The organism is Halobacillus sp. ACCC02827, assembly GCF_030291935.1.
In the GTDB taxonomy this organism is placed as follows: Bacteria; Bacillota; Bacilli; order Bacillales; family Halobacillaceae; genus Halobacillus.
In genome coordinates, this window is sequence record NZ_CP128168.1 from 2336769 (window position 1) to 2362157 (window position 25389).

25 protein-coding genes and 1 other annotated feature are annotated in these 25389 nt (G+C 48.5%); of the genes, 1 reads left to right on the forward strand and 24 read right to left on the reverse strand.

Features of this window, described 5'->3' with window-relative positions; all coding sequences use genetic code 11:
- Positions 1-19: 19 nt before the first annotated feature.
- The 19 genes from minD to QRD89_RS12550 all read right to left on the reverse strand — a co-directional run bounded on the left by minD (position 20) and on the right by QRD89_RS12550 (position 19556).
- Positions 20-817, reverse strand: a complete 798-nt coding sequence (gene minD, locus QRD89_RS12460; RefSeq protein WP_008637934.1) for a septum site-determining protein MinD — start codon at positions 815-817, stop codon at positions 20-22.
- Complete coding sequence (minC, locus tag QRD89_RS12465; protein ID WP_026577165.1) at positions 810-1496, reverse strand: septum site-determining protein MinC; 687 nt, start codon at positions 1494-1496, stop codon at positions 810-812. The genes minD and minC overlap by 8 nt, the downstream gene beginning before the upstream one ends.
- A 35-nt stretch (positions 1497-1531) precedes the next feature.
- Entirely contained in the window at positions 1532-2059 is a 528-nt protein-coding gene (gene mreD, locus QRD89_RS12470) for a rod shape-determining protein MreD (protein ID WP_008637932.1), read from the reverse strand.
- Entirely contained in the window at positions 2056-2937 is an 882-nt protein-coding gene (mreC, locus tag QRD89_RS12475; RefSeq protein ID WP_008637931.1) for a rod shape-determining protein MreC, read from the reverse strand. Before mreC ends, mreD begins: the two co-directional genes overlap by 4 nt.
- 10 nt (positions 2938-2947) lie before the next feature.
- Positions 2948-3988: a rod shape-determining protein gene (locus QRD89_RS12480; RefSeq protein WP_008637929.1), complete on the reverse strand. Its 1041-nt coding sequence runs from the start codon at positions 3986-3988 to the stop codon at positions 2948-2950.
- 164 nt (positions 3989-4152) lie between these two features.
- Positions 4153-4842 (reverse strand): RadC family protein, encoded by a 690-nt coding sequence (gene radC, locus QRD89_RS12485; protein WP_026577163.1) that lies wholly within the window; start codon positions 4840-4842, stop codon positions 4153-4155.
- A gap of 41 nt (positions 4843-4883) precedes the next feature.
- The gene (locus QRD89_RS12490; protein ID WP_353477953.1) at positions 4884-5450 is read right to left on the reverse strand and encodes a Maf family protein; all 567 of its coding nucleotides are present in this window, start codon (positions 5448-5450) and stop codon (positions 4884-4886) included.
- Between the two features lie 164 nt (positions 5451-5614).
- Entirely contained in the window at positions 5615-6415 is an 801-nt protein-coding gene (locus QRD89_RS12495; RefSeq protein WP_286095353.1) for an SPOR domain-containing protein, read from the reverse strand.
- A 93-nt stretch (positions 6416-6508) separates the two neighbouring features.
- Complete coding sequence (locus QRD89_RS12500) at positions 6509-7285, reverse strand: hypothetical protein (RefSeq protein WP_026577160.1); 777 nt, start codon at positions 7283-7285, stop codon at positions 6509-6511.
- Positions 7282-7854 carry a PilN domain-containing protein gene (locus QRD89_RS12505; RefSeq protein WP_026577159.1) on the reverse strand — a complete coding sequence of 191 codons (573 nt, stop codon included), beginning with the start codon at positions 7852-7854 and terminating at the stop codon, positions 7282-7284. Before QRD89_RS12505 ends, QRD89_RS12500 begins: the two co-directional genes overlap by 4 nt.
- A 17-nt stretch (positions 7855-7871) precedes the next feature.
- Positions 7872-8825, reverse strand: coding sequence for a type IV pilus biogenesis protein PilM (gene pilM, locus QRD89_RS12510; protein WP_286095354.1), 954 nt, complete (start codon positions 8823-8825; stop codon positions 7872-7874).
- Positions 8826-8843: 18 nt separating this feature from the next.
- Positions 8844-9596 carry a prepilin peptidase gene (locus tag QRD89_RS12515; protein ID WP_008637916.1) on the reverse strand — a complete coding sequence of 251 codons (753 nt, stop codon included), beginning with the start codon at positions 9594-9596 and terminating at the stop codon, positions 8844-8846.
- 72 nt (positions 9597-9668) lie between these two features.
- Entirely contained in the window at positions 9669-10058 is a 390-nt protein-coding gene (locus tag QRD89_RS12520; RefSeq protein WP_008637915.1) for a competence type IV pilus major pilin ComGC, read from the reverse strand.
- A 134-nt stretch (positions 10059-10192) separates the two neighbouring features.
- The gene (locus tag QRD89_RS12525) at positions 10193-11398 is read right to left on the reverse strand and encodes a type II secretion system F family protein (RefSeq protein ID WP_008637914.1); all 1206 of its coding nucleotides are present in this window, start codon (positions 11396-11398) and stop codon (positions 10193-10195) included.
- A gap of 3 nt (positions 11399-11401) precedes the next feature.
- Positions 11402-12442 (reverse strand): type IV pilus twitching motility protein PilT, encoded by a 1041-nt coding sequence (locus QRD89_RS12530; RefSeq protein ID WP_008637913.1) that lies wholly within the window; start codon positions 12440-12442, stop codon positions 11402-11404.
- A complete protein-coding gene (locus QRD89_RS12535) occupies positions 12439-14073 on the reverse strand; it encodes a GspE/PulE family protein (RefSeq protein WP_286095357.1) in 1635 nt (544 codons plus the stop codon). Before QRD89_RS12535 ends, QRD89_RS12530 begins: the two co-directional genes overlap by 4 nt.
- Before the next feature lie 30 nt (positions 14074-14103).
- Positions 14104-15384: a VanW family protein gene (locus QRD89_RS12540; RefSeq protein ID WP_286095358.1), complete on the reverse strand. Its 1281-nt coding sequence runs from the start codon at positions 15382-15384 to the stop codon at positions 14104-14106.
- A 169-nt stretch (positions 15385-15553) separates the two neighbouring features.
- Positions 15554-16849, reverse strand: a complete 1296-nt coding sequence (locus tag QRD89_RS12545; protein ID WP_062513878.1) for a bifunctional folylpolyglutamate synthase/dihydrofolate synthase — start codon at positions 16847-16849, stop codon at positions 15554-15556.
- A gap of 64 nt (positions 16850-16913) precedes the next feature.
- The gene (locus QRD89_RS12550) at positions 16914-19556 is read right to left on the reverse strand and encodes a valine--tRNA ligase (protein ID WP_286095362.1); all 2643 of its coding nucleotides are present in this window, start codon (positions 19554-19556) and stop codon (positions 16914-16916) included.
- Positions 19557-19609: 53 nt separating this feature from the next.
- Positions 19610-19843, reverse strand: a binding site (T-box leader).
- Between the two features lie 111 nt (positions 19844-19954).
- Between QRD89_RS12550 and QRD89_RS19275 the strand changes: the two genes are divergently transcribed.
- Positions 19955-20158 (forward strand): YszA family small membrane protein, encoded by a 204-nt coding sequence (locus QRD89_RS19275; RefSeq protein WP_008635067.1) that lies wholly within the window; start codon positions 19955-19957, stop codon positions 20156-20158.
- Here QRD89_RS19275 and spoVID read toward each other — a convergent pair.
- From spoVID to hemC, 5 genes are all read right to left on the reverse strand, one after another.
- Positions 20155-21159, reverse strand: a complete 1005-nt coding sequence (gene spoVID / locus QRD89_RS12555; RefSeq protein WP_062513879.1) for a stage VI sporulation protein D — start codon at positions 21157-21159, stop codon at positions 20155-20157. The two genes, QRD89_RS19275 and spoVID, sit on opposite strands and share 4 nt — an antisense overlap.
- Positions 21160-21390: 231 nt before the next feature.
- Entirely contained in the window at positions 21391-22677 is a 1287-nt protein-coding gene (gene hemL / locus QRD89_RS12560) for a glutamate-1-semialdehyde 2,1-aminomutase (RefSeq protein WP_026577151.1), read from the reverse strand.
- A 25-nt stretch (positions 22678-22702) separates the two neighbouring features.
- Positions 22703-23680: a porphobilinogen synthase gene (hemB, locus tag QRD89_RS12565; RefSeq protein ID WP_286095365.1), complete on the reverse strand. Its 978-nt coding sequence runs from the start codon at positions 23678-23680 to the stop codon at positions 22703-22705.
- Between the two features lie 2 nt (positions 23681-23682).
- A complete protein-coding gene (locus QRD89_RS12570) occupies positions 23683-24456 on the reverse strand; it encodes a uroporphyrinogen-III synthase (protein WP_286095366.1) in 774 nt (257 codons plus the stop codon).
- Positions 24456-25385, reverse strand: a complete 930-nt coding sequence (gene hemC, locus QRD89_RS12575) for a hydroxymethylbilane synthase (protein WP_008635072.1) — start codon at positions 25383-25385, stop codon at positions 24456-24458. Before hemC ends, QRD89_RS12570 begins: the two co-directional genes overlap by 1 nt.
- Positions 25386-25389: the final 4 nt, after the last annotated feature.

A 25389-nucleotide genomic window follows, 5' to 3' on the forward strand; every position in this document is an offset into this window, starting at 1 on the left:
TGTGTGGCAGCTTTTGCAGTTAAGCGCGTATTCCAAAGAACCGCTTCACTTTGGCGAATACGCCCTGCGTTTCTTCCAGATTCATCAGGGGAACCGTTTCCCCAAGGATGCGCCGGGCGATATTGCGATAAGCGAGAGAAGCTTTGGAATTCGGCTTCATTGCAACAGGCTCTCCGCTGTTGGAGGCTTTGATGACCGCATCATCATCGATCACGATACCGACAAGATCAATGGACAGGACATTGACGATTTCATCGACGTCCAGCATTTCTCCATTTTTCATCATGTGGTTACGAATCCGGTTAATGATCAATCGGGGTGATTCCATGTCTTCCTGTTCCAACAACCCGATGATTCGGTCGGCGTCACGGACACTCGCTTTTTCCGGAGTCGTTACGACGATCGCTTTATCCGCACCGGCCACAGCGTTCTTGTATCCCTGTTCGATTCCTGCCGGGCAGTCGATGACAACATAGTCATAATCCTGCTTTAATTCATCGACGATCGCTTTGATCCCCTCAGGAGTGACCTCCGATTTGTCGGAGGTCTGCGCTGCAGGCAGCAGATGCAGACAATCGAACCGTTTGTCCGTTATCAACGCCTGTTTTGTTTTGCAACGCTCATTAACAACATCGACAATGTCGTAGATGATACGGTTCTCAAGTCCCATGACAACATCCAAGTTTCTTAGACCAATATCCGTATCCACCAGACAGACCTTCTTATTCTGCAAGGCGAGTGCAGTACCAAGATTAGCTGTCGTCGTTGTCTTTCCGACTCCTCCCTTGCCAGAGGTTATGACTATCGCTTCACCCATCAATCATTCTCCTTTCAAAACTAACGAGATCCGGCCGCCGCTTCAAGACTTCCTGAAGGCGGTCGATCCGAATCTTACCGAGCGCTTCGTCAATGAAGCCGCATTCCATATAGACCCCTTCCGACTCATAATCCGGTGAACGGCTGACCTGATCCGCTATCCGGAGCTGGTTGGGCTGCATATAGGAAGCAGCGATCACCGCGCCCGTATTTCCTTCAAACCCTGCGTGGGCGATTCCTCGCAGCCGCCCCAGGACGAAAATGTTACCTGTCGCATTGATTTGTCCACCAGGGTTAACATCCCCCACCAACAGCAAGTCTCCCCGGACTTCAATGACTTGTCCGGATCTTACCGTTCTTGCCATTGGTGTCATGTCGGTATTTTCTTTCCATTCTAATGCTTCCTGCTTGGTCAAGATGTCCGATTCAATCCGTTCGACTACAAGGTTCTGTTTCTCTCTGACCACTTCAGCCAAAAGTTTTTTCTGCTCCTCATCCAAATACCGCTTCCCTAACTGGATGGTGACACGAATCATTGGCTGGTCTTCGGTAATACCGTTCATAGAGAGCTTTTCTTTTAATTCAGAGAGGATGGTATCAAACGTACACTGATCATCTAAGCGCAGTGTTAATCCATCTCTCGTCCCTTTTATCATGATTATCTGACCATTCGCCGTCATGGCTTTCACCTCAAACCTTAGACATATCCGACACTTCAAGCATTATTTATTTCTTCTCCCCACGTATAGACACGCTCTTTCAAAAGCGGATACAGAAGGATGAAGAAGATCATATTCGCCGCCAGGGTAGGCAGAAGACGCAGAAGTAGATAATCTCCCCAGCCCATGGATGTGATCTGGACGAAAGAATACACGACGTACAGAATCGTATCGCAAAGAGCTACTCCGACAACTGCCAAAATAGAAGCGGCGAAAAAATTCGCATGCACCAGTTTATTTAATCCGTGGACGATATAAATGACAAGCGTATAAGTAATCATATATACACCGAGCACACCCGTATATACGACGTCCATCAAAAGGCCGAAAACCAGGCCGTACCATACCGCATGATACGTGTCATCCTTGTCATAGAAAATGGTGACAAGAAAAAGGAATATCAGAATCCAGTGAGGTGTCATCAATAAATCCGAATAGACGAGCTTAGCCGGAAGCAGACTCATCGCCATTCCCTGCATCACCAGCAGAAACAAACAAATAAGCGGGATGTAGTAACGGCTCATGATTCCTCTTCCTCACTCTGGCTCTGTGTATTGATCGTCTCTGCCGTACGATCCACGATCATTACGTGACTGATATCGAATAAATCTGCGAAAGGCTCTACGTAGGCTGTTTTCGTAAGGCCGTACTGGTCGTTGACCACCTTCTCCACCGTACCGATGCGCAGATTACTCGGGAACACTCCACCGAGACCGGAGGAAATCACTGTATCGCCTTCCTCCAGCTTCTCATCCATCTTAATCCCCTCCAGCAGCAGCTGTCCGGTTTCATCATCGAAGCCTTCAATAAGGCCGAATGCCTCATCTTCCCCTTCGCGGACGACCCATGCGGAAATCTTATTTGACCGATCGAACCCGCTTAAAAGCTGGACAGTGGAATGGAAAGCTCCGGCAGACTTCACTTTTCCGACCAATCCATCACTCGTCATTACGGCCATATCTTTCTTAATTCCGTCCTCTTCTCCTTTATTGATTGTCATCTGCTCGAACCACCGGTCCGAACTTCTTGCGATGACCGTTGCCTGAATCGGAGAATAATCGCTCAGACTCTCCGTTTTATCCAGTGTTTCCCGGAGGTCGGTAATTTCACTTTCCAGACGCTGGTTCTCCTGGATGACTCCTTTGTACTCATCCAGCCTTGCTTTTAACACCTGGTTTTGTTCGTAGACACCGAACATATCTTTAACGTTCTCGACCGTATTATCAACGAGGCTTACCGGTTTATGGAAGACCGTCTGCACCCACCCAATGGTATCCTGGAGAAATTTCTCCGGCGTACTTAAAGAATCGCGATCACGGATGGAGAATCCGATCAGCGCCACGAGAACGATAAATCCTACTAAAACAATCATCAGTCTTTTTCTACGGAATAACGAAGGCATTGGATATCAACTACTCCATCTTAGCCCGGCTGGCCACGTTCGGCTGAGAACGGAAATGCTGGATGTATTCCAATGATTTACCGGTTCCGATTGCTACGCAATCCAGCGGTTCATCCGCTATGAATACCGGCATGTTCGTTTCTTCACTGATGACTGTATCGATTTGTTTAAGCAGGGCGCCGCCTCCCGTAAGGACAATTCCCCGTTCCATAATATCCGCTGCAAGTTCCGGCGGCGTCTTCTCGAGCGTATTCTTCACCGTTTCGATGATCGCATCGACGGTATCCTTCATGGCAGCAACAACCTCGGCATTCTGGATCGTAATCGTTTTAGGAAGACCAGTCAGAAGGTCACGGCCCCGGATATCCATTTCGTCGACTTCTTTGACTTCTCCTGCGCCGCCCAGCTCCATCTTTACTTCTTCCGCCGTACGTTCCCCGATCATGAGGTTGTACTTCTTGCGGACATGCTGGATGATACTGTCGTCCATTTCATCCCCGGCAACCCGGATCGACTGGCTGGTCACGATTCCACCAAGTGAAATGATCGCCACTTCCGTCGTTCCACCACCGATATCGACGACCATGCTTCCCGTCGGTTCCCAAACAGGGAGTCCGGCACCGATGGCTGCAGCAAACGGCTCAGCAATCGGATAAGCTTCTTTCGCTCCGGCCTGTTTCGTAGCGTCGATAACTGCCCGTTCTTCGACCATCGTTATACCGGACGGGACACAAACCATAATGTTCGGTTTACTGGCAAAAGAAGAGCGCGTCTTTAGAGCCTTCTTAATATAATATTTCATCATTTGAGCTGTCGTATCATAATCAGCAATGACTCCGTCCTTCATTGGACGAATGACATTTATGTAACCGGGAGTCCGACCAATCATGTTCCTTGCATCGTTACCGACCGCTTCGATATCGCCTGTTTGAGCATTTTTTGCTACCACAGACGGCTCCCTCACTATGACGCCTTTGTTCTTCATAAAAACCAGCGTATTAGCGGTTCCTAAATCAATACCTAAATCTTGAGAGAAGCCAAAAATCCCCAATAATATCTTCCTTTCTAAAATCCCGCTTTTTGATCAGGCGGGGTTAAGCAATCCCGAATTTTTCGATTAGAAGAAGCGCCAATTGCGTAGGAATGCTCCTATGAATTGGCGCCTTACGTTTCCATCTATTCAATTATACGAAAAATCAACAAAAATAGATAGTGTTAGAGATAGCCTTTTTCTTTCAAACTAATAAATTTGCGATCCCCTATAACCAAATGATCCAGCAATTCTATTCCGATCATTTTTCCGCATTCTTTCAGTCTTCTTGTCACCTGAATATCTTCCTGTGAAGGGGTGGGATCTCCGGAGGGATGATTGTGGGCACAGATGATGGAGGCGGCGGAGCGCTTGACCGCTTCCTTATAGACTTCCCTCGGGTGCACAATGGAGGCATTCAAACTTCCGATGAAGACTGTTTGTCTGTGGATCACCTGATTCTTCGTGTTCAGAAAAAGGCAGATAAAATGTTCCTGCTTTAAATCTCTCATTTCTTCCATGATAAAGTCTGCCCCGTCTTCAGGACTGCGAATCATGTAACGCTCCACCGGCTTCATTTGATGAAGACGTCTTCCTAATTCAATGGCAGACATCAACATCACCGCTTTTGCCGAACCTATCCCCCGGATCGCTGTCAGCTCCTCGATGGTTGCATCTTTCAGGAGCAGGATCCCTTCGAAATGAACAAGGAGGCGGCCGGCAAGTTCCATAACAGACTCCTGCTTCGTACCGCTCCCGAGCATGATCGCAAGCAGCTCCTGATTAGACAGACGTCCAGCACCGAGCTGCATCAACCTCTCCCTCGGCCTCTCCTCTTTGGGGACATCCTTGATTAAAATACTTGTACGGGTCAATGTCACCGCTCCTTCTTCTCCTCATTCCCCATGAAAGAGAGTCAGGGCCTTCTGATTCCCAGCTGCTCCAATGCACGTACAACCCTTGCTATTGGCAGACCGACGACGTTGTAAAAATCCCCTTCGAGCTTTTCGACAAGCAGCGAGCCTTTCCCCTGAATACCGTATCCGCCCGCTTTATCCAGCCATTCTCCGGTTCGGATATACCATTCCACATCCTCTGGACTCAGCTTCAGGAAAGTGACGCTTGTCGAAATAAAGAAGCTTCTGCATCCATCTTCCCCTCTCAAGCAAACACCGGTGTAAACCTGATGAGTTCCCCCGCTCAGCTGTCTCAGATAACGGCGTGCTTCTTCTTCATTCCGGGGCTTGCCGAGAATCTCTCCCTGATCGGCAACGACCGTATCTGCGGTAAGCAGCACTTCTCCATGCTTCCGCTCTAATGCTTCCCCTTTCTTATCCGCCAGATAGACGACTGCTTCTTCGGGCCGCATCCCCGGCTCCAATGACTCATCCACCTCAGATGTCCGGATAGAGAAATCATAGCCGGCGAGTTCCAAGAGCTGCTTCCGCCTCGGAGAGCCTGAACCTAATACCAAAGAAGGCACAGCTGTCACAACCTTTCTCCACATGGGGTTATGTATCATTCTACAAAATTTCCTTCCTGCTCCGTGCTTCGTAAACACGAGGATTTCCCTTTTCCACCGTAAGAAAAAAGAAGTATCCCCTTAAAGAATACCTCTTTCTCTCCACTTGTCAGTGAGCATAACACTTATTCTAATGCACGTGCTACTTTCAACCAATTCACATCCGCGTCGTCCTGGGATTCCCAGCCCTGTAACGCCTCCTTTAAGGGGCTCCCTTTCTCTGAATTATCCAACAAGCCGCTGCGCTCGGACTCTGTCAGCTCGTTCAATGTGTGATTCCGCAGATCGGCTTCTAATTCTTCAGGGACAGGCTTGTCCGTTTGGACGACAAACGGTTTCACATACGTATCCACGCTCTTCTCTGAAAGTTTGGCAGCGATCGCATCGGCATCCGCTTTGGTTGCAGCAGAACCGACGAATAAAAAGAACTGTCCGTCCCGCTCCCAAATGACAGAAGGAACATGGATGGCATTCAATCGGCTCTTCCACTCTTCTGCTTTGCCTTCGGTTGAGAAGGCGCCTGCTTGGACGATGTATGCCTCAAACGTCCCTCCTCCTCCTGATGCAGCATCCGGCTGTTTGTCCCCAGCGACTTCTACGGCCGGACCAGGGCCATTCGCAGCCTGACCGGCTCCTGCTTCCGAGGGACCACTTTCCGTAAGAGACACAAACACCCTTAAAAGGACAAAACCGATGCCGAGACTGACAACCAAAGCAACAAGCAGCGTCGCTGCTATATGGCGGACAGGGAAGGAGAAAAGCTTTTTCTTTGCAGGCAGATGATAAACCGTTGTCCTTTCCCCGCTGTTGTCCTCTTCCTCTTTTACTGCGGCCGCCTGTTCCACCTGGGTTCGGACGACTTCCTTCTTCCATTCATTATTCTCATCATTGCGAAAGGAAATGGAGATTTTCTTTTTCGAGTCCATGGATTTGATCACTCCTGCAAGGTTTGTCCCAACCCTACCACAGGAAAAATGAAAAGATAGCTGAAATTTGTCAACCGACCATCGACAAATTTATCACTGGGCTTCCCCGGTTTCATCCAATAATTCAATTTCTTCCATCGCTGCTTCCCCTTCTTCCCCATGCTCTATGGAAAAAGGTACGCTTTTGCCGGAACGTGCTTCGTATTGATAGCGGGGCGCTTCATTAACAAGCTCCTCATAGAGCGGTTGGTAATAACTCTCTATAACCATGGAATAAGACAAAGGACCGCCCGGATCCGGTCTTTCATATTTAATGGCTTCTATCTGGATCACGCGCTTCGCCTCGCGCAGGGATTCCAAGAAATCCATCATATCCGGATAGGAAAGAGAAGTAACGTCGACAGAAAATCGGATCGTGCGCAGCCCCTCTATGGCTTTGACTGCGGTATTGTCTGACTGGTCTTCTGGTTCTAAAGAGACCGCCTCTTCCTCCACATCCGTTTCAACACCTTCTTCCTCCTCACCCGGTTCCTCTTCTTCTTTCTCTAAGGTTTCCAATTTCGTGATCATGCTGCCGCTCGCTGCTTCCGCTTTTTCCAATTCTAACAAAAGCTGATCGATCAACGGGATGACGGGGAGCTGCTGTTGGATCGTTCTTGAGGAGCGCAGAGACTCTGATTCCAATTTTTCCTTCTTTGATTTCATTGCGTCCAACACAGCTGTCTCTTCCGCTAATAAAGTTGCCGCTGCTTTCGCTTCCGTCTTAGCGGGACTTACGAGGAGACGGTAGCCTGTAACCAGGACGGCAGAAGTAAGCAAACAGCAGACGATGACTAGATAAAGAACCGATCGTGACCATTCGACCTTCACTGCTCATTCCCTCCTTGTTTCCTCACTTCTTCCACATCCAGTTTGATTATGTAGGTCGCTGTGTAACTGCTGTACACTCCGGAAAGCGTGGTTTCCCCTTCCGGTGTCACCATTTCGACAAGATCCACTTGCAGAACAAGATCCGATCGCTTGAGCTCATCCAAATACTGTGCCGCTTCCTGGATTGTATCGAACACAGCTTCTATCTGGATTTCTGAAGAACCTTCCATGGTGAACGACTGGAATGTACCACGCTCTGGAAGGGCGGCCGACAACTCTTGCAAAACAAGTATGGCCGGTACAACGGCCTCGTTGAGCTGTTGAAGGGATTTTTGCAGCTGTTCCCGTTCCTGTCCTTCCCCGTCTAAAAAATCTTGAAAGGGCTGCTGCTCTTCCTGAGTAAACGTACTTTTTCCTGCCAACGCATCCGCTTCCTCCATCAGCTTGTTTTTTTGAATAAAGAAAGCACCCAAAACAACACTGATCAGGAGGAATGTGCTGATGCAGACCATCCACGGAAGCATGTTACGCCGTTCTTTTTCCTCCAACAGGTTAATGTTTATCGACATTCAATCCCTCTCCCGCTTTACTGTCTCCATGACAAACCGAGTACATCCGCTTCCACGCCAGGGTACGCTTCATCGCCGCACCAGCGCTCTGCTTTCACATTCCGCTCTGTCAATAAATCTACAGCGCGATCCTTATCCGGCCAATCTCCCGTGATCATGACTTTTGTTACGCCGGCCTCATCATTCATGACGGAATAACGATAAAACGCCATCACTCTCTCTATTTCATTGACCTGATCCATCGTGTGCCTGGAGGGCTCCGCAGGATCCTCCCCGGACCACGTATAACACCCGTCCGTCCGCTTCCATTGTTCGAAAGACAGGGGACAGGTGGTATGGTTATGTACGACTGGTGCACCATCGCGAAAGACGGTCAGCACACAGCCGTCGATATTCCAATCCGCCAGAAGGAGATGTTCCCCTTCTTCATTGGACATCGATTGAAGGTAGGCGCGGTGAATCGCCAGTGCGCTGATATCCGCCACCACCGGTTTTAAACCGGTCCGTTCGAATAAACGGCTCATCTCTTCCATCTGAATTTCTGGGTAGGCGAAGATGACTATTGTCTTTTTCCCATCCTCTTCTTCTCTAATCATAGCGAAATCGAAGCTCGGGTTATCAAAGGGCAGGTGCAGCGTGTCCCCGACCTGCATATATAAATAGCCTTTTATTTCTTCTTCTTTTACTTCTGCCGGGATATCCAACATACGGATCACGACAGAATGATCCGGCACAGTGAAGTAGAGCTGTTTCTTCTTCCATTCTCTCTCCTCCACCAAACTTCCCACGATCCGGAAGAGCTCTTCCGGATCCTGCAGCCTTCCATCAGCCCATACCCCTTTAGGAATGGGAATTTCCCCGGCTTCCACTAGGTCCTCTTTTCCTCCTGCCGACTTACTATGAAGAAAACGGATGACGTGGGTTTTAATAATAAAATGAATCCGTCCGGACTGTTTTATTAGTGAGAACATACATAACGACTCCTATCCTTACAACATTTTGAAATAAGCATCCATCATCTGCTGCCCGTAAAAGTAGACAATCAAAGCCGCAGCCATGATCGAAGGCCCGAATGGAACCGGCTGTTTCCGGTTAACGACGCCGATCCCTATGAGGGAGAGGCTTACGACGGTTCCGATCAAGGAAGCAAGAAAAAGCGTCAAAACCATCGCTTTCATACCGAGAAAAAGACCTAAAACACCGAGAAGCTTCATGTCTCCCGCCCCCATGCCGCCCTTGCTGACTACAATAATGACGAACACAATACCGCTTCCCGTCAAAGCACCAAGAAGCGAGTCATACCAGGGATCGAGCGGAAAGGCGATTCGATACAGGAAAAAGACACCTGTAAAGAAGAGCAGCAGACGGTTCGGGATAAGCATATATTTGAAATCCCCGATGCTGACAATAACAGCAAGCGAAATCAACAAGAGAGCACCTGTGAATTCAACCGTTAATCCATAGTGAACATAGGCAATAAAAAACAACGCTCCCGTTATAAGCTCGACTGCGGGATAAAGGAAGGAAACAGGACGGCCGCAGTGCCTGCATCTGCCCTTAGCGATTACGTAGGATAAGACAGGGATCAAATCCCGGGGTTCGAGCTGCGTGCCGCAATCGGGGCAGGCGGAGCGGCCTTGTACGAAGGGAATGTGTTTGGGGAGGCGGATTCCGACGACGTTGTAAAACGAGCCGAGAATCGTACCGGTTAAGAATATATAGAGGGGTAGAATGACATGCATGGTTTGGTCTCCTCGATTAATATAATTAAGGAGGGTCCCGAATTTAGGGACCCTTAACATTAAATTTTAAAATTATTCGTTAGATAAGTCAGATTTTGTTTTACCTTCTACATATTTGTCCAAGGTAACCTCGAATACACCATCTGAATTTTTCTCAACTTTAGTCGTTACGTATGGCTTTCCTGTAACAGGATCTTGAGGGACAGAATCTAAATAACCGGCCTCATACAATTTACTTGCATCCGTTGGAAATGTAAACTCTCCATTCACTTCCGCAATACGAGAAGCCTCCAAAAGCGCAAGGGCATTCGAGTCATGTGCATCGTCCTTCGTATCAGCCAGCAGATTCCCAATAGCCGGTACGGCAATCAGTGCAATAATTCCTAAAATGACGATGACGGCCAGCAGTTCAATTAACGTGAAACCTTTCTCATTCTTCAACAAACGTTTCCACTTTTTCATCTTCTCTCTCCTTCAAATGATAGTAAGGTAGTTACTAATACAAGATAGTTCTTTTTTCATTAGCAAAATGACCTATGTTCATTATAAAGGATAAAAGGATTTACGACTAGCACTTTTTTACCGATCCAACATACTCAGCGAATGTTCTCGAACGCGGAGAACATCGGGATGGCGATTGATGCGACGATACTTCCTACCACAATGGATAAAAACAGAATCATCACAGGTTCTATCAGCGTCTTCAATCGTTCTGTCGCGTATTCCAGTTCTGAGTCGTAGAACTCTGCTACTTTGGCGAGCATATAGTCAAGCGACCCCGTTTCCTCCCCGATGGCGATCATTTGAGCGACGAGAGGCGGAAACACAGGAGACTCCTTCAAGGGACGGGACAAGGTTTCCCCCTGCTCCAGAGATTGGAAGCTGTCCTCGATCGCCTTTTCAATGACTTTATTTTCCACAACCTTCCGGGTAATCTCGAGCGACTTCAGGATGGGAACGGAACTGTTCATCAAAGAACTGAGGGTGCTCGTCATCCGCACGAGAGCAGCCTTTTTTAGTAACGGACCGAAAACCGGCACGCGAAGTTTCCACGCGTCTAATGTATAGCTTACTTTCGGGCTTCGCCGGATAAGTGCCTGATAAAGAACGACGGCAAGTGCAGGGACAAGGATCAAGATATACCAAAATCTCTCCACCATTCCACTTGCTTGAAGTGTAAACTTCGTCATGGCAGGGAGATCTCCACCAATACTTAAAAACATATCCGCAAACCGTGGAACGACGAATGTCAGCAGAAAGAGGATGATCAAGAAGGAAACACCACCGACGATGGAAGGATATAACAAGGCGGAAATGATTTTCTGGCGTGTATCGAACTGCTTCTCATAGTAAACAGCCAATCTCTCCAAAATCTCCTCCAGGTTTCCACCCGCTTCTCCCGCACGGATCAATTGGACGAACAAGTTCGGAAATACTTTTGGATGAAGAGCAGAAGCTTCCGAGAAGGCCCTTCCACTCTCCAAATGACCTGAAACGTCCCGAAGCGCCTCTCCAAGCTTCCGGCTGTTCGTTTGCTGGGCCAGTATTCTCGTCGATTCCAAAAGGGAGATCCCTGCTTTGATCAAAGTGGCGAACTGCCGGAGGAAGATCACGAAGTCTTTCTGCTTCACAGCCCTCCCTATATGGATGTCGTAAAGCAGTGGGTTGGTGGATGCCTTGATGTCTTTGATGACGACCCCGTCCGTTTTCAATCTCGACACCGCTTCGTTTTTTGTTTCTGCTCGTATTTTCCCTCTGATTTTCCCGGCGATCGTTCGGCCTTCATACGAATAGTAGGGCATGAATTAAACGCCCCCTTCTTTCAGGAATGGAGCCGCATCCCTCTCATCAATCACTTTCTTACCAAGAAGCTCCAAAATAGACATTTCCAGCGTCTGCATCCGGTTAGCTCTGGACGTCTGCAGTACATTCTTAATTTGATGAATCTTTGCGTTTCTAATTAAATTCTTAACGGCAGGTGTATTGATCAACACTTCTGCGGCTGCACGGCGCCCTTTCCTGTCCATTGTTTGGAACAGCCGCTGCGAAACGATTGCCTGCAGGACGTTCGCAAGCTGGACCCTTACCTGCCCCTGCTGTGCCGGTGGAAAAACATCGATGATCCTGTCAATCGTATCCGGTGCGTTTGTAGTATGCAGCGTACCCAAAACGAGGTGACCGGTTTCTGCTGCGGTCAGAGCTGTCGAAATGGTTTCGTAATCCCGGAGTTCCCCAACTAAGATGACGTCCGGATCCTGCCTTAAACACGCGCGGAGACCATTCGCGAAATTTCGTGTATCGAAACCAATTTCCCGCTGATCAACGATCGAGTTCTTGTGATTATGCGTGTACTCGATCGGATCCTCCAGTGTAATGATATGCTTTTTACCGGTTTGATTAATATGGTCGACCATCGATGCAAGTGTGGTCGACTTCCCCGACCCGGTCGGCCCGGTCACGAGCACGAGCCCCTGAGGAAACATGCTGATATCTTTCAACACGTCGGGCATGTGCAGTTCGCTGATGGTCGGAATGTTACGGGGCACGATTCGGACGGCAAGGGACAGACAATTGCGCTGATAGAAAATATTGATCCGGAACCGGGACACACCGGCAATGCCGTAAGAAACGTCCACTTCTCTCACTTTCCTCAACTGCTCCAAAAGAACGTCGGACAGGATCGCTTCTGCCATCGCTTCTGTATCTTCCGGCCTCACCTTCTCTTCTCCGAACCGCTGCAGTTCTCCATGGATCCGGAAAATCGGAGGGACTCCCACCGTCATGTGAATATCAGATGCACCATAGCTGTTCGCAAGTGTCAATAACTCATCCAATTGTTCCTTCATTGCCCATCCCTCCCTCCATATGCTTTTGCGACTCGGAGGACCTCTTCCAGTGTCGTCAACCCCTGCTGCGCCTTCAAAAGTCCGTCATCCAAAAGAAACATCATGCCTGCGTCCCTCACATAGCGCTGAACATCCTCCATACTCTTGTGCTGCATCATTAAACTTCGAATTTCATCATCAATGACAAGCACCTCCTGGATGGCCATCCGCCCTCTGTAGCCGGAATTCTGGCAGCTGTTACAGCCGGCGCCTTTGTATATTTGATCCACCTGAATCCCGCGTTTCCGAAAATGATTTCTCTCCATCTCACTTGGCGTATACGCCTGTCTGCAATCCCGGCATATCCTTCTTACAAGCCTTTGAGCCACAACCCCTGATAAAGAGGATACGACTAAATACGGTTCGATTCCCATATCAAACAGGCGGGGAATGGCCGATATGGAGCTGTTCGTATGAAGCGTGCTAAGAACGAGATGACCGGTTAACGATGCGCGCACGGCAATTTCTGCTGTTTCGGAATCGCGGATCTCTCCGACCATGACGATGTTCGGATCCTGGCGAAGAATCGAACGCAGGCCTTCCGAAAACGTCAACCCGACCTTGGTATGGACCTGCACCTGATTGAGCCCCTCAATCTGGTACTCTACCGGATCTTCCACCGTTATAATATTGACATTCTCCGTATTAAGACGGTTTAAAGAAGCATAGAGTGTAGAGGATTTTCCAGAACCAGTAGGGCCGGTGATCAACAGCAGACCCGAGGGTTGTTGAATTAAGTCGAGGTACTTATCTCTATTGACGGGATGGAAACCGAGTTCATCGATTCCGCCGAGCGTATTCGCCAAATCCAAAATTCGAATGACGACCTTCTCCCCAAACACTGTCGGGAGAATCGAGATTCGCAAATCTACCGTTCCGTGGTCGACCTTCGTCTTGATCCGTCCGTCCTGGGGCAGACGTGTTTCTGTAATATTCATGTCCGCCATGATTTTCACACGGGCAGTCAAACTGTTTTGATGACTTTTCGGCAGCGTACGCTCCGTCCTCAATACGCCGTCAATCCGGTACCGGATCAACACCTTTGATTCCTGTGGATCGATATGTATATCGCTCGCTTTCATCTGCACTCCTGCCTGGAGCAGCTGATCCACCAGTCGGATGGCAGGAGCTTCCCCGTCCTTTTCTTCCTCAAGGTCGGAATCGCTCAAATTATAATGACGGTTCACCGCCTGAATGATTTCATACTTCGTGGCAATGACCGGCGAAATCTGAAACCCTGTCGATATTTTCATGTCATCGATGGAGTAGTAGTCCATGGGATCCGCCATTGCAACCGTTAATTCTCTACCCTTACGCTGAATGGGAACAAGCAGATTACGAAGGGCGAAGTCCTTATCCACGATAGAGATAACTTGGGAATCAACAGGAAAGTGAAAAAGGGAAACCTTCGGAATGCCCAGTTGGAATTCCAATACTTCGATCAACTGTTGTTCCGTCACATACCCTTTCTCCACCAATACGTCTCCGAGCTTTTGGTCTGCTTGCTTTTCTTTCAGGGCTTCTTCTATTTGAGCTTCCTCAATGACACCTGCTTCTTTCAACAGATCACCAAGCCGCTTCCTTCTTGTCATCTTATCCTCCCACCTTCACTTTACGTTCCATCATTTCTTCTCCCACTCCTGCACATTTTCCCACACATCCACTTCTCCTGGTCCGACAGGATTGGAAGCTTTCGTACCATCCAGGGACGGGTGCTTCACGACTTCGGAATCCACTTGTGCTTCCTCTTCCAACTCGTTCAGCACGACAAAACTGGAATGCACCTCCACCCCAGGGACAGGAGGATAATAATCTTCCGTTAAGAGCTCCTCATCACCGTTAAGGGACGCACGGTCTTCCCGCCATGTCTCTGCGCTTTCCCCGTCCTGTCCCTGCTGCACCACTTCCACCTGCCCGGGTTCCAACAAGGTGGAATACTCGACAATCGCTTTCGGCGGTACGGTGCCTGCCGATCGGACATAAATCTGATAATCTGAGCCTGTCGGGTAGCCGGTCCAGGACACCTCGAATCCAGAAGACGTCTCCTCCCAGTTCAATATGTAGTCATGAGAATAAGGGTTATACAGCTTCAGGTCCTGCTTGTCCTTTAGATTCACACCTGCCTCCATGCCAATTTCAGCAAATGCCGGTCTCCTTTGGCTGATGTGTCTTTCCTCCACATCAAACCCAGCTTTCAGACTCGCACCGTAGATGGCTGTTGCCGCCATATTCAGCGCTTGTTCATCATATACACCTTCCACAAACAACAAATCAAGCATGGAGAATGTCTCCCCATTTTCCATTTCTGCATGATCGAACAGCTTTCTCATTCGCTCCATATCCACCTCTGCCGGTACGTTCATCGTCTGGCTTCCAATCGATTCATAGAGTTCTTCATTCTCCTGATCAAGAAAATGATAGGCGTCGTATTCCAAAGAATCTTCCGGGAGGGAAGCAGCATCCTCTTTTACAACGTCACGCAGCATCTTTTCTGAGAGTGAATCTCTTAATTCGCTGTCCATCTCTTCTTCTAATGGATCAAAAAAACGGTCGGAGAGTACAACGACCAGACCGTTATCAGACCCTTGGACCGCCTCCTCCAATGTTTCCTTCACATCAAACGTCACTTCTTCCGTATCCAGAACAATACGTTTTCCTGATGCTGATAACGTAACGGCTGTTTCATCCCGCCATTCCTCTATGTTGTCTGCTAAGATTTTTTCCGCTTCTTTCTGGTTCTTGCCGGCCAGAGATATAGAAGCGACCGTCGTATTTTCCGCGTAGTTGCCTCCCCCGGTTACAAAAGTGAAAGCCTTTGCCGCCTCCTGGGTGGTGAGGAAGAGCAGAAATATACCGATCGTTAAAACAAGCACCAGTTTCCAAGCGGTTTTCTTATGCACCATATCTATTCAACGCTCCTTGTCAGCCACTTATCAAATGAATCTTTTTTACCACCAAATTATATCTTATAAACCGACATTTGTCGCACTGTAACCTTAACAAATAAGCATAAAGCATCACAAAAACCAAAAAAACTGGACTCCCTCATAGAGGAAGCCCAGACGTTTTCAGTCACTTCTTCATTTTTGATTTAAAGTATGCTCTAACGTCCGAGATAAAGTATAAGGACCCCGTTATTAACAACACACTCTTATCATCCAACTGCTGCTCGGCGAGCCTCAACGCTTCCTGTAAGTTTTCCGCAGGAAGCGTCGGTTTAATTGGGGAGAGAGAAGCAAGGTCTTCTTCTTGCAAGGCTCTCGGAAAGTCAAAGCTGGTCACGACTGCGAAATCGACTACTTCTTTCAATTGATTCATCATCTTTATAACCGGCTTGTCTTCCAAAGCTGCATAAACGAGAACAACCGACCGTCCCCTGTAATGTTCTTTCACTGTATCCACGAGAGCCTTGGTCCCTTCTTCGTTATGAGCCCCGTCAATAATAGTAAGCGGCTGATTCCGGACCGTTTCGAAGCGTGCCGGCCATGTCGTTTGTTCCAATCCGCTCCTATAATGCCTGCGGTCGATGGCATCTCCGGCCTGCTTTAAACTCTCCATTGTCTGGAGGGCGACCGATGCGTTCTCCACCTGATGATGCCCTTTCATTCTACTGAGAAGAAGTTCCGATTCATACGCACCCGACCGGAATATAAATGTTTCCCCTTCCGGTGTACTTGCCTCATGTGTGACGTGAAAATGCGTAGTTAAAGAGAATAACGGTGCTTTTTGACTCGTTGCTTCTTCAAGGATGACTTCCATTGCCTCGGGCTGTTTAACTGCTGTCACGACCGGGACCTTCTGCTTGATGATCCCCGCCTTTTCACCAGCTATCTCCCTTACTGTCGAACCGAGGATATTCATATGGTCATGTCCGATATTTGTGATGACAGAAACGATGGGATGAAGAATATTCGTCGAATCATACCGTCCACCAAGTCCCGTTTCCACGACGGCATAATCGATCGGCTGCTCGTCAAAGTAGATCATCGCCATAGCAGTTATGATCTCAAACTCTGTCGGTTCTCCTAAAGGGGTTTCCTTCAAAGACTCAGCAAGCGGACGTATCCGATCCACAAGGCGTGCAATCACCGCATCAGAAACCGGCTCCCCGTTCAGGCTGATACGCTCATTGAATCTTTCGATATAAGGAGAAGTGAAGGTTCCCACCGTGTATCCCTGTGCTTGGAGGAGATTCCTCAGAAAGGAAACGGTCGAGCCTTTGCCGTTTGTACCGGCGACGTGAATCGCTTTAAAGCCCTTCTCCGGATGGCCGAGGCGTTCCATCATCCAATCCATGCGCTTCAAACCCGGCTTCACTTTGAACTTCTCTCTCGAATGAATCCAATCCAAAGCTTCTTGATAATTCATAGCTGTCTTCCCTACCTTCAAAAAGGGGAGCGTATTCCTAAAGAATACACTCCCTTTCCATTGTTTATGCTTTCAATTCCTTGATTCTCGCTTCGACTTTTGCACGTTTATCCAAATAGTCGGTTTCTTTCTTCCGTTCTTCTTCGACAACCTGTTCCGGCGCTTTTTTGACAAAACCTTCATTGGACAATTTCTTCTGGACGCGGGTGACTTCCTGATCCCACTTCTTCCATTCATTCTCCAAACGCTTGATCTCGTCCTCGATATTGATTAAACCTGCAAGCGGCAGATAAAGTTCCGCTCCGGTAACAACCGCTGACATGGCTTTTTCAGGTGCCTGAAGATCTGTCGAAATTTCAAGCTCGCTTGGATTACAGAAACGTTCCAGGTAGGCACGGTTCTTCTCAAGCTCATCAACGACAGCTTGATCTTTCGCCTGAATCATCAACTGAATTTCTTTAGACATCGGCGTATCCACTTCGGAGCGGATATTCCGCACGGATCGGATAATGGAAACGAGACGCTCCATTTCCGCCACTGCTCCTTCGTTATGGAAGTCATCCCGGACTACCGGCCAGGACGCCTGCGTGATGGACTCTCCTTGGTGCGGAAGATGCTGCCAAATTTCCTCTGTAATGAAAGGCATGAACGGATGAAGCATACGCATCGTCTGATCAAGCGTGTAAGCTAGGATCGAACGGGTCGTATGAATTCTCGCCTCGTCTTCTCCGTATAACGGCAGCTTCGCCATTTCAATGTACCAGTCACAGAAGTCATCCCAGATGAAGTTATACAGGTGACGTCCTGCTTCCCCGAACTCATACTTATCGATGTTCGTCGTCACCTGCTCAATCGTCTGATTCAAACGAGTCAGAATCCACTGATCGGCAACGGATTTCTTCCCGGACAAATCAATGTCCTCAAACGTTAAATCTCCCATATTCATGAGCGCAAAGCGGGAGGCGTTCCAAATCTTGTTGGCGAAGTTCCACGTTGATTCCACCTTCTCCCAGTGGAAGCGCAGATCCTGCCCCGGAGAAGAGCCGGTAGATAGGAAGTAACGCAGCGAATCCGCGCCATACTTCTCAATGACATCCATCGGATCGACACCGTTTCCGAGGGACTTACTCATTTTCCGTCCATCAGCATCACGGACAAGACCGTGGATAAGAACGTCGTCAAACGGACGCTTCCCTGTGAATTCAAGCGACTGGAAGATCATCCGGCTTACCCAGAATCCGATGATGTCATAACCGGTAACAAGAACGTTCGTCGGGAAGTAGCGCTTATAATCTTCACTGTCCTCATCCGGCCAGCCCATTGTGGAAAACGGCCACAGAGCGGAAGAGAACCATGTATCGAGGACATCTTCTTCCTGCTTCCAATTTTCCTCATCTGCCGGTGCTTCTTTGCCGACATACACTTCCCCGGTTTCTTTATGGTACCAGGCTGGAATGCGGTGTCCCCACCACAATTGACGGGAAATACACCAGTCACGCGTATTTTCCATCCAGTGCAGGTACGGCTTCTCGAATCGTTCCGGCACGAATGCTACTCGATCGTCTCCTTTTTGAAGATCGACGGACGCTTCTGCGAGAGGCTTCATGTCAACGAACCACTGGGTGGAAAGATACGGTTCAACTACTGCTCCGCTCCGTTCCGAATGGCCGACAGAATGCATGTGCTCTTCAATCTCAAAGAGAACGCCGGATTCCTGAAGGTCCTTGACAATCTGCTTCCGGCACTCGAAACGATCCATCCCTTGATACTTACCGGCGTTGTCATTCATTGTTCCGTCTTCATTCATGACAAGAATGCGTTCAAGGTTATGGCGGTTGCCGATTTCAAAATCATTTGGATCGTGGGCCGGTGTGATTTTCACCGCTCCTGATCCGAATTCCATATCGACATAATCGTCTCCGACAATTTCAATTTCCCTTCCAACGATAGGAAGGATCGCTTTTTTGCCGATCAAATGTTTGTAACGATCATCTTCCGGATGAACGGCAATGGCTGTGTCTCCAAGCATGGTTTCCGGGCGTGTCGTTGCGATTTCAATCGAACCTTCTTCGCCCTTCAGCGGATAACGCATATGATAGAACGCGCCCTGGACATCTTTATATTCCACTTCAATATCGGAAAGAGCTGTCTGTGTCGCAGGGTCCCAGTTGATGATGTACTCCCCGCGGTAAATGAGACCTTTCTCATAAAGCTTGACGAATACTTCCTTAACCGCTTTTGAAAGACCTTCATCCAAAGTGAAACGCTCTCTTGAATAGTCCAAACCGAGGCCGAGTTTCTCCCACTGGGCGCGAATGAATTTTGCATATTCATGCTTCCACTCCCAGGACTTTTCCAGGAACTTCTCCCGTCCTAAATCATGACGATTGATTCCTTCTTCCCGAAGTTTGGCATCGACTTTCGCCTGTGTCGCAATGCCCGCGTGATCCATTCCCGGCAGCCAAAGGACGTCATATCCCTGCATCCGCTTCACACGGCTTAAAATATCCTGCAATGTCGTATCCCACGCATGGCCAAGGTGCAGTTTCCCTGTGACGTTCGGCGGCGGGATGACAATAGTATAAGGCTCCTTCTCTTTATCTCCTGTTGCTTCAAAAAACTTGCCGTCCACCCAGTACTGATACCGGTCTTTTTCAATTGCTGCCGGATCGTACTTTGTCGGCATCGAAAGATCTTGTTGATCCATTCCGATCTTCCTCCTTCTATTCTCTTTGTATAAAATAAAAACCCCTCCGTCCAAAAAAGGACGGAGGGGATTCATTCCGTGGTACCACCTTCATTTACAGGAAAACAACATACTCTTCCTGTACACTCGACTGACATAACGGCTTCTAACCGGCTTCTCCTACTCTTTGGTTCAAAGAAGCTGCATCAAGGGCGACCTTCCATCAACAGGGTTCCTGGAAAACTCTCACCGAATGTTTTCCTCTCTTTAGGAATTGTTCATGTACTCTTCCCTATCTAAGCATTTCACGTATAAAGGTTATATAACATATTGTATATAGAAAACAATGCTTTAGTCAACCTGTAACAAAAAAAATGAGCGTCCGCCCATTCCATGATGGGAAAACGCTCAAAAAAAGTATGGAGGTGTTCCTCTTCAGCCGCTTATATAGGTACCGTCTGCCGATCTGGTGCAGAAACTGGCTGTATGTTCTCGAGAAATGCTTACTGCCGATCGTCATCTTTCAAACCATCCGAATGATCATTTTCCCGACGACGTTCGATATTTTCCTGTTTGGTTTTTTATTGGGGCTTTTTCTTGCTTTCAAATACAAATGGATTTAGCTCGGAATATATACAATTTGACCCGGAGACACATCCTCTGTATGTTCATTCACCCGCTCCAGCTGTTTCACCGTTACACCATACTTCTCAGCGATTGACGAAAGTGTCTCCTCTTCTTGTGCAATATACATCTTCATTTGTGTGTACGTATCTTCCCTATTCGGAAATAGGTGTTTGAAAATCTGTTTAATTCCGTCCATTCCGCCCGGCGCTTTTTGTTCCTGTTCTTCCGAAGAAGACGTCTGCGATTCTTCCACACTGACCTCTACTTCCTCCCAATCGACGATCGTCTCCATCGAAGGCTCGGCCTCGTCACCTGCAGGTGGTGTTTCCGATGCCGGAGCTGTATGACCGAAAAATTCCGGGAAGCTCTGTGACTTTTTGTACGTCCACCGTCCATCACTGGATGAACTCGGTTTATCATCCACCGATTCCTGTTGCTGGTCGAACTGAAAAACAGGAGCTTCGCGTTCCGGGAAAATCGGAATATCCTGGGCTTTATCTTCAGGGAAATTGACCGGCCCAACCCTTGCAGATTCGTCAAAGGATTCTGCATTCGCAGCCCCTTTATCCTTTTCTTCGATGCCGTTGATATTAATGTGGGCATGCAGGCGAAGCTGACGTGTGGCTGGTAGTTCATAATCGAAACTTTCAATATCGATGAGAACATCCTCTAAATTCGATACTCTCTCTAATGGTACCGTTATTTCTACCGGGAATTGGTGACGGAATTCATACGCATCCCCTTCGACCGGCGCGACATGATCCATAATCCTCACCGAGTTCGTGAATGCTGCATCCTCGGGATCCCCCGTGTTTCCTGTCGGGATATATTCTCCCGCAAGTTCCACCGTCCCCTTCAACCGGACGACATCTCCCAGCTCTTCAATGGATATCTCAGGTTCTAAGGAGATACCAATCAGCTCTCGTACTCCCTGTCCCTCCTTGAACCAAATCGATTCATCTAAATAAAAGGAAAATACATTTTGTTTGTTCTGCAATGTCAGGTCCCCTCCCTAAGGTAATAAACACGATTCTCTTTTATCACCATATGCGACAGGAGCAGATATATACATAAGAGCTGAAAAGCAGAAAAAGGCCCAACAGCTGAAAAACTCCAGCCTCCAACGAATGCGGTTAATCAGGAGACTCCCAGTACGCTCCTCTTGACCAGCACTTTTTCCACAAAAACAAAAGCGTACGGGAAGGACCCGTACGCTTTTGTATAATAGTCACTTAAGACCGGCGAATACTTTTTCTGCGGCCTGTATCGTTTTCTCGATATCCTCATCCGTATGCTTCGTCGATAAGAACATTCCTTCAAACTGCGAAGGCGGGAGATAAATTCCTTCTTGGACCATCCCCTGAAAATATTTCTTAAACAATGCTAAATCCGACCGGTTGGCCGTTTCGAAATTAGTGACCGGCTCGTTCGTAAAGAAGAATCCAACCATGGATCCCGCTCGATTAACCGTCAATGGAACGCCGTGCGTTTCCGCTGCATGAAGAAAACCTTCCACCAATCGGTCTACTTTGTGGTTAATAGAAGTATAGGATTCTTCCGTCAGAGCGGAAAGCGTCTCAAATCCGGCCGTCATAGCAAGCGGGTTCCCGGAAAGTGTTCCGGCCTGATAAATATCACCAACTGGAGCGACACGCTCCATGATTTCCCGCTTTCCACCGTAAGCCCCCACAGGAAGGCCTCCTCCGATCACTTTACCGAGGGTGGTCATGTCAGGAGTGACGTCGAAGTGCCCTTGGGCGCTGTGATAACCAACACGGAACCCTGTCATCACTTCGTCAAAGATAAGAACCGTGCCGTTGGCTTCTGTCAACTGACGCAGAGATTTAAGGAATGCTTCCGTCGGCGGTACGACACCCATATTCCCGGATACCGGTTCGATGATGACGGCAGCGAGATCTTCTCCGTATTGTTCGAAAACGTAACGAACGCTTTCCAAATCGTTATAGGGGACCGTAATCGTATTCTGAGCAATCGACTCCGGAACTCCCGGGGAATCAGGCAGACCGAGCGTAGCAACACCGGAACCTGCTTTGATAAGCAGGGAATCCCCGTGTCCGTGATAATTCCCTTCAAATTTAAGAATTTTATCACGGCCGGTATAGCCTCTGGCTACACGCAGCGCGCTCATCGTCGCTTCTGTACCGGAGTTCACCATCCGAAGCATTTCAATGGATGGTACACGTTCAATGACAAGCTCCGCAAGCTTGTTCTCCATTCTGGTAGGTGCCCCGAAGCTTGTCCCGTGTGCCGTCACCTTCGTTAAGGCTTCCGTCACTTTAGGGTCTGCATGGCCAAGAATGAGCGGACCGAAACTAAGTACGTAATCGATATATTCATTTCCATCGATATCCACAAGTTTCGACCCTTCCCCTCTTTCCATAAAAATCGGGTCCATATCTACGGATTTGAACGCACGGACAGGGGAGTTGACCCCGCCGGGCATCAAATCTACTGCTTTATCGTACGCCTGCTTTGATTGATCAAAATTCCTCATAATCTGCACCCTTTCTTCTATTCTTTTATTGGTTCAGCCACTTCGCTGCATCTTTGGCAAAATAGGTGATGATCAGATCCGCACCTGCGCGTTTCATGGACAACAGCTTCTCCATAACGATCTCCTGCTCTTTAACCCAGCCGTTCTGGGCAGCTGCTTTGATCATGGAATATTCCCCGCTGACATTGTAGGCGACCAGCGGAAGACGGAAACGATCTTTCACTTCTCTCATAATATCCAAGTAAGCAAGAGCCGGCTTGACGATGAGGAAGTCTGCTCCCTCTTCTACATCAGATTCCGCTTCACGCAGCGCTTCCAAACGGTTGGCAGGATCCATCTGATACGCCCGACGGTCGCCGAATTGTGGTGTGCTGTGAGCGGCGTCACGGAAAGGACCATAGAAGGCAGATGCATATTTAACAGCATAGGACATCACAGGAATGTGATGGAAACCAGCTTCATCCAGACCCGCACGGATGGCAGCGACAAACCCGTCCATCATATTGGAAGGTGCGATAATATCCGCTCCGGCTTCCGCCTGTGTCACTGCGGTTTGCGTAAGGTACTTCAACGATTCGTCATTGATTATTTCCCCGTCGCGAACAACGCCGCAGTGGCCGTGGTCGGTATATTGACAGAGACAGGTATCCGCGATGACCGTGAGCTCCGGCACCTCTTCCTTGATTTGACGGATTGCCTGCTGGACGATTCCATGCTCATGGAAAGCCTGTGTTCCGACCTCATCTTTCTCCTTCGGTACGCCGAACACGATGACCGACCGGATACCCAGATTCACGAGTTCCTGCATCTCTTCCGTAAGGTAATCTAGAGAGACCTGGTGGACACCAGGCATGGAAGCCACTGGATTTTTGATGTTTTCTCCTTCCACAACGAAAATCGGATAGATCAGATCATCCGTACTGAGCTTCGTTTCACGCACGAGCGCTCTCATAGAGTCTGTGCGGCGCAGACGACGGTGTCGTTTAAATGTTGTTTCTTTCATAATTATCGTTTCCCTTCGCTAGAAAAGTACTGAACGATGCGTTCAATCATGGATTCAATGGTGTAATTCTCTGGTATACAGATATTTGTAAAACCGAAGCGCGCTGCCGCATCTGCTGTTGTTGGGCCGATGCAGAAACAGGGAAGCTTCCGTCCTTTATTTTCCGAATCACTGACAGCAGTATGAAAGGCCTTGACGGTAGAGGGGCTGGTAAAAGTCAAAGCATCAAGGCGCCCCTCCTCAAGCCAAGCCGCTATATGCCGCTTGTGATCGTCCACTAGTAGCGTATCATACACGGTCATCGAATGAAAAAACACCTGCTCAGCTTTGAAATATGCAGGGAGAACATCTCTCGATAAATTACCTCTTATGTACAAAATTTTTCCCGGTTCCGGAAAAGCTTCGAGAAATTCTCCTCCCATTACTTCCGCACGGTATTCCGTTGGAACGAAATCGGCCTTGTACCCGAATTGTTTCAGCTGCTGCTCCGTCTTCTTCCCGACGATTGCAAACCTGAGTTCCGGAGGGACCGTCCTTCCGTGCTTTCTCAAAAGCTCGAAAAAAAACTTCACGCCATTAGAGCTCGTCATAAAAACCCAAGAATAGTCGTGAAGTTCATGCAGAAGGTGGGAACTGCTTTTTGTATCTTTCAATTGGAAGGTAAGAAGAGGGGCATGATAAGCCACTCCCCCCTGCTTTTCAATGTGCTTGATGAAACGCTGCGCCTGGGATTTTCCTCTTGTAACGAGGATGCCTTTCCCTTCCAGCGGTTTCATTACTGCTCATACTCCTCTTTCGCTTTATCAACGATTTCCTGAGCACCCCTGTCCTTCAAGCGCGCAGCAGCTTCCGCTCCTACAGACACGGGATCAGTTCCCGAAACCGTTTCATGAAGGATCGTCGTGCCGTCAGGGCTTCCCACGAGAGCAGTCAGTACGATTTCGTCTGCTTTTCTATAAGCATAACCCCCAATAGGTACTTGGCAGCCCCCGTTTAAATCATGAAGAAATTTACGTTCCGCTGTGACGGTGGACGAGGTATATTCATGATTCAGCTTCATCAAATAGTCTCTCAGCTCCTTGTCATCCTCCCGGCATTGGATGGCCAGCGCCCCCTGACCGACGGCAGGTACACAAACATCCGGCTCTAAGTATTCGGTGACCACATCGTCATCCCACCCCATCCGCTTTAAGCCTGCGGCTGCGAGAATGATGGCATCGTAATCCTCTTCGTGAAGTTTTTTTAAGCGGGTATCGATATTTCCCCGGATCCATTTGATTTCCAAATCAGGACGGACGGCTTTGATTTGGGAACCGCGTCGCAGACTGCTTGTCCCAACGACCGCTCCTGTCGGCAGGTCCTTCAGAGCAACATTTCCGACAGAAACGAAGGCGTCGCGGTGGTCTTCCCTAATCGGAACGGACGCTACGACAAGCCCTTCCGCGACAACAGCCGGCATGTCTTTCATACTGTGGACGGCCATATCGATGTCTCCGTCATACATGGCCTGTTCGATTTCTTTAATGAACAGCCCTTTTCCTCCCACTTTGGAAAGCGTAACATCCAGGACTCGATCCCCTTTAGTTGAAATCCTTTTGATTTCAAACTCATAACCCGGATCGATTTGTTTCAATTGTTCAATCACCCATTCCGTCTGGGTGATCGCTAATTTACTTTTACGTGAACCAATGACGATTTTTCGCACAAGA

Excerpts from the sequence above, each read along its gene's own strand:
- QRD89_RS19275 (WP_008635067.1), top strand. The coding sequence starts at position 19,955 with ATGGAGGTGTTCCTCTTCAGCCGCTTATATAGGTACCGTCTGCCGATC.
- QRD89_RS12495 (WP_286095353.1), bottom strand. The coding sequence starts at position 6,415 with ATGGACTCGAAAAAGAAAATCTCCATTTCCTTTCGCAATGATGAGAAT.
- minD (WP_008637934.1), bottom strand. The coding sequence starts at position 817 with ATGGGTGAAGCGATAGTCATAACCTCTGGCAAGGGAGGAGTCGGAAAG.
- mreD (WP_008637932.1), bottom strand. The coding sequence starts at position 2,059 with ATGAGCCGTTACTACATCCCGCTTATTTGTTTGTTTCTGCTGGTGATG.
- QRD89_RS12515 (WP_008637916.1), bottom strand. The coding sequence starts at position 9,596 with ATGCATGTCATTCTACCCCTCTATATATTCTTAACCGGTACGATTCTC.
- mreC (WP_008637931.1), bottom strand. The coding sequence starts at position 2,937 with ATGCCTTCGTTATTCCGTAGAAAAAGACTGATGATTGTTTTAGTAGGA.
- QRD89_RS12540 (WP_286095358.1), bottom strand. The coding sequence starts at position 15,384 with ATGGTGCATAAGAAAACCGCTTGGAAACTGGTGCTTGTTTTAACGATC.
- QRD89_RS12550 (WP_286095362.1), bottom strand. The coding sequence starts at position 19,556 with ATGGATCAACAAGATCTTTCGATGCCGACAAAGTACGATCCGGCAGCA.
- QRD89_RS12520 (WP_008637915.1), bottom strand. The coding sequence starts at position 10,058 with ATGAAAAAGTGGAAACGTTTGTTGAAGAATGAGAAAGGTTTCACGTTA.
- QRD89_RS12535 (WP_286095357.1), bottom strand. The coding sequence starts at position 14,073 with ATGACAAGAAGGAAGCGGCTTGGTGATCTGTTGAAAGAAGCAGGTGTC.
- QRD89_RS12545 (WP_062513878.1), bottom strand. The coding sequence starts at position 16,849 with ATGAATTATCAAGAAGCTTTGGATTGGATTCATTCGAGAGAGAAGTTC.
- hemL (WP_026577151.1), bottom strand. The coding sequence starts at position 22,677 with ATGAGGAATTTTGATCAATCAAAGCAGGCGTACGATAAAGCAGTAGAT.
- pilM (WP_286095354.1), bottom strand. The coding sequence starts at position 8,825 with ATGTTCTCACTAATAAAACAGTCCGGACGGATTCATTTTATTATTAAA.
- QRD89_RS12505 (WP_026577159.1), bottom strand. The coding sequence starts at position 7,854 with ATGTCGATAAACATTAACCTGTTGGAGGAAAAAGAACGGCGTAACATG.
- QRD89_RS12530 (WP_008637913.1), bottom strand. The coding sequence starts at position 12,442 with ATGAAGGAACAATTGGATGAGTTATTGACACTTGCGAACAGCTATGGT.
- minC (WP_026577165.1), bottom strand. The coding sequence starts at position 1,496 with ATGACGGCGAATGGTCAGATAATCATGATAAAAGGGACGAGAGATGGA.
- QRD89_RS12570 (WP_286095366.1), bottom strand. The coding sequence starts at position 24,456 with ATGAAACCGCTGGAAGGGAAAGGCATCCTCGTTACAAGAGGAAAATCC.
- QRD89_RS12525 (WP_008637914.1), bottom strand. The coding sequence starts at position 11,398 with ATGCCCTACTATTCGTATGAAGGCCGAACGATCGCCGGGAAAATCAGA.
- hemB (WP_286095365.1), bottom strand. The coding sequence starts at position 23,680 with ATGAAAGAAACAACATTTAAACGACACCGTCGTCTGCGCCGCACAGAC.